This is a genomic window from uncultured Dysgonomonas sp., from assembly GCF_900079725.1.
In the GTDB taxonomy this organism is placed as follows: domain Bacteria; phylum Bacteroidota; class Bacteroidia; order Bacteroidales; family Dysgonomonadaceae; genus Dysgonomonas.
This window is the reverse complement of the sequence record NZ_LT599032.1, coordinates 4,890,412-4,903,458: the sequence shown is the minus strand read 5'-3', so window position 1 is coordinate 4,903,458 and position 13,047 is coordinate 4,890,412. Positions and strand designations below refer to the sequence as shown.

Below are 13,047 nucleotides of genomic sequence, written 5' to 3'. Positions count from 1 at the left end.
CATCACAGCGCAAAACACAGAAACAAAATAGAGTATGAGAATTATAAATATGCATACCGGACAAACGATCATCATTACTTTATGCATTTTATCGGGAGTACTATTAAATTCCTGTCAGGATAATGACGAAGTACCATCTCCCGGTTCAGAAACAAAAGAAGTAACCTTTTCCGTAAAAGTTCCGGGAGCATCAGCCCCTAAAACCAAGGCTCTGACAGAAAGTAACGAGAATGAAGTCAGAAGCATCGAAGTACTATTGTTCGATAGCAATGGGGAATATACTTATCAACCGGTGTACAGCAATGTAATCAATACCGATCCTGATGACAGCAACATCAAGACCTTCACCATAAAGGTTCCCGAAGGTACATACAATATGATGATACTCGCTAACGCGCGACAAGCGGTATCAGGAATCGTGAGCAGTATCCATGAAGGAGATTCCAAAGCATCGGTTCTCGAAAAGCTGGTTATCACCAATAACAATAAATGGAATGCCGATCCGGTGTCCACAGGATATATACCTATTCCGATGTTTGGCGAAATACCTTCTATTTCCGTAAATGCAGCATTACCGTCCAGTACATCTGTAAATCTGGTCCGTATGGTATCTAAAATCGATGTTGCACTAACCAATATAGATGCCTCGGCTAATTTCTCCTTAGAAAGCATACGCCTATATAATTATAACAATAAAGGATATATAGTTCCACTTTCTGGTAATTGGGACCAGTCACAAAGCATTGTGACCGGAGCCAGTATACCTTCCGGATCTATTCTTACTCCAGGCCCGTTATTATATGACGGTACGGCTATTACTACAGCACATACGGCATCATCAGGAGAAATATATACATTCGAGGCTATCAAGGCTGATCCGTCATCGATGCAAAATGCCACATGCATGGTGATAGGCGGCACATATACAGGAGACAGCCAACCAACATACTACCGTGTGGATTTTGCCCGCACGTCATCATCCGTTACCACTTACCTACCCCTCCTTAGAAACCATTATTACAAAGTAAACATAACAAAAGTTAGCGGCCGAGGATTACCCACACCTGCTGAAGCATTCAGCTCCCGCCCGGTAAATATAGAAGCAAATGTGATCATGTGGGATAATGCAAAGATAGGTGATATCGTCTTCGACGGACAATATATGCTGGGAGTATCGCAGAGTTCAATCACACTTACGCGCGATGCTCATACAACCTCAAGCTCTGATAATGCGTTTTGTGTAACAACTGATTATCCTTCCGGATGGAAGATAGACAAAATAACGGATGTCTCCGGTAACAATGTAACCTGGCTCAGCGTCGTATCCACTCTGGGAGCTGCCGTATCCACAGGTGTTTCGGGTAGCGTTACAGACCTAAAGCTCAATATGTCCGAAAACACCGGAGGATCAGATCGTACAGCATATATTCATCTAAGCGCAGGACGCCTTACCCATACGGTGCAAGTTCTGCAAAAAACTGAAATCAACCTGAATTTAAAGGTTACCGATATGTCAGGCAAGGCGATATCGGAATTGGTTTTCGCATCATCTGCCGACATTCAGCCTGCGGCGCAACAGTTCAAACTCAAATGGAACCCTGTCACATTAAGTGTCACAGCAAGCCGTAGCGACATTTATGGTATGGGTTTTTCATTCGATGGATCTTCAGACCAGCCGGGATCAGGTATACTCGCTCTTCTGAATGAACCTTCGGGAGAGAAAACATTTACTATACGGCCTACAGCTATTACAACGGCTGAGATTACAGCAAATCCTTTCATGGAGAAGGTCTCTGTTGTCGATTTCAGAATAGGCGACCCATATACCTTCTTAACCACAAGTATTTTTCTCAGACAAGTCAGATATAATATCTCTACGCAAAAAGATGTATATTACCTGATGGATGGAACTCAGAAATATTTCACAGTCACGTCCAATACAAACTTCACCGTTGAGGTCAAAAGTAACCCGGATAATGTGGTACAATCCTTAGTGACCACTTCCGGAGGAGCCAATACAAGCGGTACCAGGGTATATTTCAACATAATCAACGATGCCGCCAATCCAGCACTTTACTACAGAGACATTGTATTTACAATCAAAAGCCCGCAAGGTCGTTTTGCCGATACAGATATTACATTACCATGCTATGCCGGTGTCATCCAACCTAAATCGAACTCCTATATTGTGAGTCCGGGAGGAACAGGAATACTTATCCCTGTAAGCCGGGCAAACGACTCCGGAATAGGGACTCAATTGGGTGCATCGGAGAACTTCACAGCAAGACTCCTCTGGACAGACAATGCAAACAGGATAGCGTCCAATTCAAATATAAGCCAGATCCACATTATCGGAACGGGATCATCAGCTTATCTTCTTGTTAAACAGGGAAGCACTTCAGGAAATGCGGTTGTAGAGATCAAGAATGCGTCTAACACAACCCTCTGGTCCTGGCATATATGGGTGACCGACTATACACCGGTAGCTTTAGGTACAGGTAAATTTATGGACCGTAACCTCGGAGCCATAGGCAACACACCTAGTGCGGCGGCAACAAAAGGCTTGCTGTACCAATGGGGACGCAAAGACCCGTTCCCGAGTTCTTCTACATTGACAGGAACCGATGAACCTACATTATACACTGCCTCAGGGACAATATCTGTTACCAAGGCACAAGTATCTGTAGCAAATAATCTCAGCAATGCTATAGCTAACCCTTTCACATTCTATTATCTGGCTACAGATCCTCGCGATTGGTATAGCAATAGTGGCGTCAGGAGCGATGCCCTCTGGGGGCCTGCATCCAAAACGGTTTACGATCCATGCCCTATAGGCTGGCGTGTACCTCAGCAGGGAATATGGCTCCTCACAAACTTTCCAATGGAACAGAATGAGGCAGTATGGGGCAGTAATGGAATGACCTGGACAGGTTACGGAGGATGGTACCCCGCAGCAGGTTATCGCGTAGATTCGAATGGAAATCTGACTAATGTTGGCAGTACCGGAATATATTGGACGGCTACAAATTCAGGCACAAGTGCAAATTATCTCAGTTTTACCAGTAGCACTGTGGCCGTGCAATACCCTACCTATCGCGCCGGAGGCTTTTCGGTACGATGTGTTGCCGAGCAGTAGCAGTAATCTGAAAAATAGAAATGAAAAGAATTATACAATGCATTATAAGCGATAAAATATGAGAGTAATCATCAAATCAATTATATACCGGACTATACCCGTTTGGGGTATATTTCTAATCTTCTTTTGCTCCGCTTGCCGCGATACAGAAGATGTACAGGTTGGAAATATTAATGATACGGAAATGCTGTTCTCTGTGATAGTTCCGGGTTCATCCGGACTTAAGTCCTCTATGGACGAAGAAGATGAAGATAATGTGCAAAGTATAGAAATTTTGTTATTCGACACAGATGGTAAATATACTTATCAACCTTTATATAGCAATGTTATAAATACAAACCCGACAGACAGCAAGATCAAGACTTTCACAGTAAAGATTCCGGAAGGAACCTACAATATAGTGATTCTGGCTAATGCCCGCCAAAGCCTGGCTAATGCTTTGGGTAGTATCAGTAATGGAGAGGCTAAATCTTCAGTCTTGGAAAAATTGTTGCTGGAAAACTCAGGTAAATGGAATACCGACCCAGCATCCACAGGATACATCCCCATACCGATGTGGGGGGAGATAACATCGCTCACGGTCAATAACAGCACTCCTGCCAGTAATCCGGTAAATCTGGCTCGTATGGTCTCCAAGATAGATGTAGCGCTTATTCATACCGATGCCACAAGCAAATTTACACTGGAAAGTATACGCCTCTATAACTATAATAACAAAGGCAGGGTTGCTCCTGCTGATTCAAACTGGAATGCATTGCAAAATAAAGTAACAGCAGCATCAATCCCGATCTCGGCTCAGAAACCGGCTAATCCGGCACAAAATCCGCTGGTATATGAAGGGGATGCCATTACAACACCCGGTGTTTCGAGTATAGGAGAGATTTATACCTTCGAGGCATCAGCCGGAAGTTCATCTTCATTACAGGACAATACCTGCCTGGTTATGGGTGGAACTTATACGGGCGATAGCCAACCTACATATTACAGGATCGATTTTACCCTGACGTCTTCAGGCACTACCACCTACTTGGCGTTACTACGAAATCACCACTATAAAGTAAATATTTCTGAAATAAGCGGTTCCGGGCTGGCTACACCAACAGACGCCTTCAATTCCCGGCCGGTGAATATAAAAGCAGAAGTTATTGAATGGAATGATGCACAACTCTCCGATGTCGTCTTTGACGGACAGTATATGCTAGGAGTATCCCAGAGTGAATTTACGTTACCTCGCGATATTCATATAGCTACCAGCGAAGGCAACAGCCTCGCGGTGAGTACAGATAACCCTTCCGGCTGGAATGTTGATAAAATAGTAGATACCGAAGGGAATAACATCAGCTGGCTGGGATTGTTATCCACATCCGGAAGTGCGATTTCGTCAGGAGCCACAGGCGTTACTACTAATGTAAAACTTAGCCTGACTGAAAATACTAGCAGTACAGTCCGTATTGGTTTTATACATCTGAAGGCCGGACGCCTTACCTATATAGTCAAGGTGACACAAAACATCAACATGTCGCTTGCTTTGAGCATAAAGAATGTAGCCGGGACCAAGAGCATTAATGAATTGATATTTGCGGCATCCATAAATACATTACCTGCAACCCAGCAATTCAAGATGAAATGGAGTCCTGTAACCTCTTCTGTTACCGCAAATAACTATGTCATAGGTAATGCAGGCCTTTCATTAGACGGATCTTCAGGTTTACCTTCCTCCGGCTTGCAGTCGGTCATAAGTGATCCTTTGGGCGAAAAAGTATTCACCGTCCAGCCCACTGCTATTACTGATGCCGAACTTCTAACAGACCCATTTCTGGTAAAAGTATCAAAAATAGACTTTACGGTATCCAACGGAACCAATAATATGACTGAAAGTGTCTTCTTACGGCAATCAGCATATAATCTTGTATTCAGCAACGTCAACTCTTCGTACTGGACTAACGGAAATACTTATACCTTTAATGTGAGAAGCAATGCAGACTGGCGAATCAAATCCATCACTGAGAATATAACAACAGGAAGCGGCTCGCTTTTGAATCTGCAGGCGTCTGATAATCTAAAGGTGGGAACTGTTGGTAGTACCAATACGGGAACAGGCACTCCGGTTAGTTTCAGAGTTGTGAGTAATGTAGTAAGTATGGCTGGACAGATAAACGTTGTTTTTGAAAGTCCCGACTCTCCGAAGAAATTCAATGATGTAACCCTTGTCTTGAATATAATCAATGAATATTATCCTAAAGCTCATAAGGGCTGGGCAGGAAGCAATATTTATTACGATTCCACTTTAGGACATTTGACCTTTGACGATGTAGGGGTTACTACTCACAAGACTTATCAGGGTGTATATTTTCAGGCAGGAAGCTTATACGGCATTTCACCTGTAGGTGTCTATTCTTTAGCAACAGAGCTATTTCCTCCTGCTGGCGGAACAACATCAAATATTGCATGGTCCGGTATCCCTTATGCAACTGCCAATGTAAACAGCAACTTTCCTTCCGGAAAAACAAATCTCGACCGTGCATATTTATACGAAATAACGAATGAAGCGACCGGTGTCGGTGACATTTGCCGATACCTGACGCAAAAAGGCTGGGCACCTCAGGGTAAAAAATGGCGTATGCCTACTTCGAACGAGTTTAATGATGTATCCAGTTATACAATTGTTGGGCCATTTGTAAGCTACACCTCTGCAGAACCTTTTGGTATTCAAATTTTCGACCGGGGATATAATAAGGCGGGTATAGGCTCACCATTTTTTCCGGCTTCGGGATACCGGGACCCTAGTCTGGTTCAAATCGGTACAAATGGAATGTATTGGTCTTCGTCCGCGGATGGGACAGATAGCTATGGTATGACCTTTGCTAACAACAATTTTATAACACCAAATTATAAACTCCTACGCCAACTTGGCTTTTCTGTTCGCTGTGTCGTAGACGACGAATAACAAGCAAGCATACTATCAAGTTTATATAAGTTTAGGTCGTAGAGATCTATTGCGTAGTTTTGTAGAATTCGTGCTTATGGAATCCCGCGGGTTGCGACAACCAGCGGATTCCATTTTTAGCGACTCTGATACCCAATTGATACTAAATAATACGACCTAAATGAATAGATAATATTGCTTTGAGGATAAATTATTGAAATGCATCTGTAAAAGAAACAATCTTCAGTTGTTTTTTGAAGTCAGCAAGTGATAGTCCGGATTGAACTTTGATCGATTTCTCCTTATTAGGAAGCAAATCAAAATAATTGTCTCCGAAGAAATTATCCAATCCATCAACTGACAAATATACCGCTCTTGCAAACTTATCACAGTTTAATGTGATTTCAAATCCTTTATCTACTACCCGCACGTCAGATATAATATTTGCTTTTGGCAGATTAATTTCCTTTTGGTTCAACAGAAAATAATTATTAGTGTATCGTCTGTTATTATTATCAATAAACTCTGCCACAATTACCACATCTTTTCTTGCTATATTTTTAATCAGTTTATCAATTGTTTCCGAATAAACCATTGTACTTGCATTAGCAGATATATTCAAGGACTTATTTATTTCGGAAATAACCTTTCCATCCAAAGTCAAAACAGAAATATAAAGTTTTCCTGCCGTATTCTTAAGTCTGTCCGAAACAGCATATATTTCCAGCTTTTCTCCATTTGCTATCGGCGAAACAAGTATATCCCGGAATGCTTCACGTGTAAAATAATGCTGAGCTTTCCAACGTCCGTAATAATCACGGCTAGCCCACGAAGCTACCGGCCAGCAATCGTTATGCTGCCAGAATAGGGTTCCCATACAATATCCCATATCTCTACGATGAGCCTCCATGGCTATTTTCATAGCATCTCCCTGTAACAACTGACTGAGATAGAGAAACGATTGGAAATCTTTTGGCGTTCCATACTCATTGGTCAGACATTTCTCTATTATCAGGTTCGCACTACTACCTCCTCTCTGATGAGACATCATCACCTCAGATGTTATATTCCAATCCTTTTCCTCTGGGGCATAGGACAGAACTGTAGCCCATTCGGGGAAAGACTGGAATCCATACTCACTGAAATAACGACTTTTCTCATTATTGTATGTACTGATAGGAAGTCCCTTTTGCCATGTATCCCAATAGTGCATATCTCCGTCTGTATGATCCCTGCGTCCATCTATATCGGTAAAAGGAGAAGATGGTGTATAGCTTGCCATAGGGTCATATTCTTTTACAACCTCGGGTAAGACTATAAAATACTGATCATAAAATTGTTTCCATATTTTATCTGCAATCCTAGGATCCTTAGTGGTATAATTCCGTTTCCATCCCCATATTTCCCAAGCATCGAGACATTCGTTATTTCCGCACCAGATAGCAATGGAGGGATGATTCCTTAATCTTTTTACATTGTCGATTGCTTCTTGTTTTATATTTTCCAACAGTTCGCCTTCTGCCGGATACAGGCTACATGCAAACATGAAATCCTGCCAAACCATAATGCCATATTTATCACATAATTCATAGAAATAATCATCTTCATATATTCCTCCACCCCATACTCTCAGCATGTTCATATTAGCATCTACTGCATCCAGTATTGTTTTCTTGTAAATCTCCCTTGTTACCCTCGGAAGAAAAATATCACAGGGAATATAATTTGCCCCTTTCGAAAAAACAGGGATGCCATTCAGTTCAAAATAGAAACTTTTACCAAATTTATCCGGCTGCCTTACCAATTTCACAGATCGTATTCCTATTTTTTCGCTTTTACGGTCAATCGTGGTATTGTTAACCTCAATACTTGCTTTAAATGTGTACAAATGTGGCTCACCTAATCCATTCGACCACCATAGTTCAGGATTCTTCATAGAGAAACCGACCCTTACCTTATTCAGTCCTTTGTGTATATCTATAACTGTCGAGGCTAATATTTTGCCCGATTGCTCATCTGTTATTTTCACTTTAGCTGAAACAATTTCTTTATCCCCTATTATTTCCAACACGGTTTCGATATCGGCATTTTTCGATGATACATTTCTTTGTATATAATGAACATTGTCGATACGAAGTCCATCCCATGCTTCTACAAAGACCGGACGCCAGATACCTGAAGTTACCAATCTCGGTCCCCAATCCCAGCCATAGTGATAACCGGCTTTACGAGCAAAAACACTTACTTTCTTATCGAAAAGTCCACCGTTTTCCGATTGGTCGTTTGCTGCCTCGTAACGAAAAGGTAAAGCCTCCCACTTTGGTAAATCAACCTTAATCGGTGAATGAAAATAAATCCTGAGATGATTGTCTTTTTGCTTTATTATATTTTTAACATCTATACGCCACTCCCGAAACATATTATTGGTTTCCAATATTTTATTTTCATTCAAATAAATGTCCGCATAAGTATCCAATCCTTTAAAATATAAATCAATATTTTCCTTATTGAAGGTTTCATCATCCAGATCGAATTTCGTTTCATAAATCCAATCTTCCTTATCGACCCATTGCGCCCCTCTTTCATTAAGACGAAAAAAAGGATCATCTAATATACCGTTGTTTATTAGATCGGTATGAACTACTCCCGGCACAGTAGCCGGATACCAGTTATTTAATCTTGCCTGCTTAAACTTCCAGCCGCACTTAATCTCTGTCTGTACAGAAGATGCATGGATGCTACTTAGACTGAATATGGTACTCATAATCAAAATTATTACTTTCATTTCCCTTTTTATCTTCATCAATTTCTGCTTTTAATTGGTTATTTCAAATACCAGACTGAATAACATACATATTTTAAGAATAAAAACTGCTCAGGGAAAAGGGTATATCAACTTATTCTGCCCTCTTCCCCGGCAGTTCATACCTGTTTCACCTATTATCAATTAAAGACTTCTTCCGCCTCATCTTTCCAGTCGTAAGTTTTAAAAACACTGACTGGTAGTCCAAATTTACTTATCAGATTTGTTGTCTTTGTATAACTCCACCCTAAACGTGCTGCTACAGGACTTGCAACCATAGGAGATACCAACTCCACTTTGTTTCCGTTCAAAACAGCACTTGCAGGATAAAATACCCTGTCTGCCCCAGCGATTTCAAACATTGCAGGCTCTGCTCCGTCCCTTGTTTTTAAACCTTCATCTGCATATTTAAACTCAACTAAAATCTTTCCGTCTTGAATAGTATATTTATTAAAAACAGGGCTTTTCTTATTTGCAAACTCTGCCTTTTTATATTTATCTGCTAAAGCCAGAAAAGCAAACCGTAGCCCTACATCTTGTTTGTTCTTAGGATGAATATCGTTTAGGTCTGCAATATCATCGTTGCAGATAACGCCACTATTTGGTATTGAGGTAGAAGCTTTTTGTTGAGCAAACCGTGTCGCCGGATTTGCATAATTAGTGATATAGTCAAATTCTCTTTTATATGGGCAGATCTGAGATATATAAAAAGGCATATTGTCTGCCGTAACATTCCATAACTGTCGCCAGCTATTCGCCAAAACAGATAATAAATGAGGATAGTAATCCAGATAGTCCATATTAGCTTCGCCCTGGTACCATATAACTCCTGCTACCGGGATAGACCTGACAGGATATATCATCGCATTATATGCCGAACCTATTTTATATGGTGAATTTGGATCTGCTCTCGGCCTTTCATCGTTTTTAAGGGCATCTTCTTTTACCAGCGGATTACTTAATACAGCATTCCTCTCGGCCCATACTTCAGCTGTTGTGTCTCCCCAACTGGCATTAATGAGACCTATAGGTACTTTTAATTCTTGCAACAATTTCTTTCCGAAGAAATAGCCTACGCCACTAAACCATTCTGCAGATGACGGCGAACAAACCTGCCATCGGGCCGTATAGTTATCTACAGGCTGATTTGATTGCACTTGTGCCATATTCAGAAAACGAATGTTCGGATAATTAGCTGCATCTTTTACTTCATTAGGCCCATTCTCAATGTCTTTCAGTGGATACCACATGTTAGACTGCCCCGAACAAAGCCATACTTCACCAATCAATATATCTGAAAAAATAACTTTTTCTTTTCCTTCTACAATGATCGTCTGCTTATCAAAATTCCCTGAGGGTATAGCTATTTGCTGCGACCAGGAACCATTTGCCGATACCTTAAAAGTGTAATATTGGGTTGTCCCTTCCCAACTGCAATTTATTCTGATGGGCTGATAAGGGGTACCCTTTCCTGATATTATAAATTTACTGTTTTGTTGGAGCACCATACTGGATTGCAGATTATTATAAACTTCTACAATCGATTTGCTCACAAAATCTTCATTCTTCCCGGTTTCTGCACTTACATTATCATCCGAACAGGATAACAAACAAATTATAAGTAGAGCGGTCAGGGTTTTTCTAAATACATTATTGATATTATTCATTTTTTATCATTAAGTGAAAAATAATAAAACTTACAAAACTTTTATTCTTATTCTGAAGAAGAATATATTAATCCTACTAATATTCGAAGTCCGTAATCAGTAAAAACGATTTTGCAGGTATGGTTAATTGGACAGACCTGTTATTGCTGAAATCCGTCGTTTGCTGATTATATGCTACAGCAAAACCATTATTGTCTGTTGGTCCTGTAAATTGTGAGCCGCTCCCTGCTTCATACTTATACCATTTTGCATTGGTTAATATTATACCTGCATCCATTTTGAGATTTACAGAATATGTTTCGGTATGGGAATTGGCTATTGCGATTGTATACTTTCCGTTTTTCATACCACCTATAGCATGCAAACCCTGTTTATCGGGCACTTGGGTTTTATATATAGTCGATCCTTGCGGAAAGTAACGGCAAAGTAAAGACATTGGGTAAAACCAAGGCCTTATGGCTTCGTCTGCCAAACCTCCGAACCTTTCATCTCCAAGAATATTCCAGAATCCCCAGCGTTTAAGTTTGTTATCTCCATTATCATACATGGCATCATCCATATTCCACAATATTATTCCATTATATCCGGCATCCATATTCTGAATAACAGCATCAGCCATATCCGCCCCGTAAAATGCGTCATATATCATCATATTAGAATCATCACTTGCATGAGGATCGTTGGCAATCCGCTGCAGATTCTGTTGTCCCAGATAAGTATTAGGGTCGTATTTGTACCCGAGTTCGCCCATAATCATATGCTGATTTTCAGGCACTAAATTACGATATGCAGCAATTACATTCTTATAGCTTCCTCCTTTTACTTGCTCATCGGTCGGATAAGTATGTATATCATAAGCATCTATTTTGCTGCCGAAATGATCCATTGCCCAAGTAAGCCAGTAACTCAAGCTAGTATCGTTCCATACAGCTACATCCGGTGCTATAATGTCTATTTTCGAACTCAATCCTTTGGCTTCGAGGAAAGAAAACATCGTTTGATACGTTCTTTGCCACAGTCCATAATCGTTCCCTATAGATGACCAACTGCCAGCAGGTTCGTTACACATATTATAATACTTGAGGCAAGTATACCCTTTGGTATTGATGAGATAGCCCAGAAAATCTGTAGCCCTGTTGAGCCATGCCGTATCCACCTGCTGTCCCGGAAGAGCAGCTTCGCCCCATTCACCATACATGACACTTATACCCTGAGCTTCACAGAAATCCAATATTTTGAAAAGTATTCCGGCACTCTTTTGTGGATTATACACCCCATCTACCATATAGTTCCACCCCTGTGAAGTCATAATACGCACAAGACCAGGACGCAAGAACTGAACACGTTGGAATAGTTTATTCCAATCATCATTACTTAACGATGGTGATCCAGTCCATTTTTCAACATTATCATAACCTCCCCATTGTGGGCCAATACCAACAAATGGTGATGCTTTAGATCTGGCTGTTGTAACTACAATATCATCTTCTAAGTCAACAGAACCAGTTGTTTTTGTTACTTGTATCCAATATTTTTTTGCATTTTCGACAAAGCGTTCTCTGTCTTTATAAATATCGAGCCATATATATGTCGGTTGTAAATCGAATGTAAAAGCCCGGTCTGAAATGGTAATACTGGAATTCTGATCAAGAATCTCTGTTCCCGGGCCAACAAAGAACCCTATAGTTGTACTTTGATCTGCAGCGGTAAAAGTTATTGTCCCATTTGCTATATTCCGCTTCCAACTACTTTCTCCGCGTGGGATTTTCCTGTAATGGTAGTTAACATCGATAGGAGAGGCAGCTTCATTAGGATTGTCCATAAAGATGAAGTCAGCAAATTTACCATCTGCACCGGCACTGTTTATTACTTTTCCGTATGGATCACCCGATTCGCTTATACCTTCCAGTGTAAATGTCAACGTGTTATCATATTCGGCAACAGGGCCTGTACCGTCAGTCTTCCAGTTCCAACTTCTGTCTGTCATACTACTATAAGCAGCCGAGCTGTTATATTCGGGCCATGCTCCGCCATATACCGAAAGTGTTGTTATACGCCATGTACCGACAAGTTCCTCCGAAAAAGGCACAAAATTGACAATCCAGGTTTGCTTTATTCCCGATTCAGAAGTAACCTCTAACGATGTGCTATTGGATTCATCACCAATACTGATCTCATCTCCTACAGATATGTTAGCAAATACTCCAGCAGCGAGTTCCAGATTTTTTAATTTTATTTTCGATTTACCTTCTGTAAACTGATTAAACATTATCTTAATAACATTGCTGTTATCTGAAAAAATTGGATTTCCTATCTGGTTCTCAAATGTTATGTTTATAATATTTTTATCTGAATTTCCTTTATCAATTATATCATCTTTACATGAGAATAGCATAAATATAAGTATAAGGAGACTTAAGGATTTGTATATATTCATAGTAAATAGATTTTTTTAAATTATAGTATTGTGATATTAGGGGAGGAGAACTATTAGCCTCCCCTCCCCTGCTTAAAA

Annotated in this window: 5 protein-coding genes; 2 read left to right on the top strand and 3 right to left on the bottom strand. The window is 40.5% G+C overall.

Annotation, left to right across the window (positions count from 1 at the left end):
• Positions 1-34: 34 nt before the first annotated feature.
• On the top strand, positions 35-3,136 hold the full coding sequence (locus QZL88_RS19770; protein ID WP_296944394.1) for a fimbrial protein: 3,102 nt from the start codon (positions 35-37) through the stop codon (positions 3,134-3,136).
• A gap of 58 nt (positions 3,137-3,194) precedes the next feature.
• Entirely contained in the window at positions 3,195-6,083 is a 2,889-nt protein-coding gene (locus tag QZL88_RS19765; RefSeq protein ID WP_296944391.1) for a fimbrial protein, read from the top strand.
• Positions 6,084-6,273: 190 nt separating this feature from the next.
• Here QZL88_RS19765 and QZL88_RS19760 read toward each other — a convergent pair whose 3' ends face one another.
• The 3 genes from QZL88_RS19760 to QZL88_RS19750 form a co-directional block, all read right to left on the bottom strand.
• Complete coding sequence (locus QZL88_RS19760) at positions 6,274-8,865, bottom strand: glycoside hydrolase family 2 protein (RefSeq protein WP_363927845.1); 2,592 nt, start codon at positions 8,863-8,865, stop codon at positions 6,274-6,276.
• 140 nt (positions 8,866-9,005) lie between these two features.
• The gene (locus tag QZL88_RS19755) at positions 9,006-10,532 is read right to left on the bottom strand and encodes a sialate O-acetylesterase (protein WP_296944384.1); all 1,527 of its coding nucleotides are present in this window, start codon (positions 10,530-10,532) and stop codon (positions 9,006-9,008) included.
• A 76-nt stretch (positions 10,533-10,608) separates the two neighbouring features.
• Complete coding sequence (locus QZL88_RS19750) at positions 10,609-12,969, bottom strand: hypothetical protein (RefSeq protein ID WP_296944381.1); 2,361 nt, start codon at positions 12,967-12,969, stop codon at positions 10,609-10,611.
• Positions 12,970-13,047: the final 78 nt, after the last annotated feature.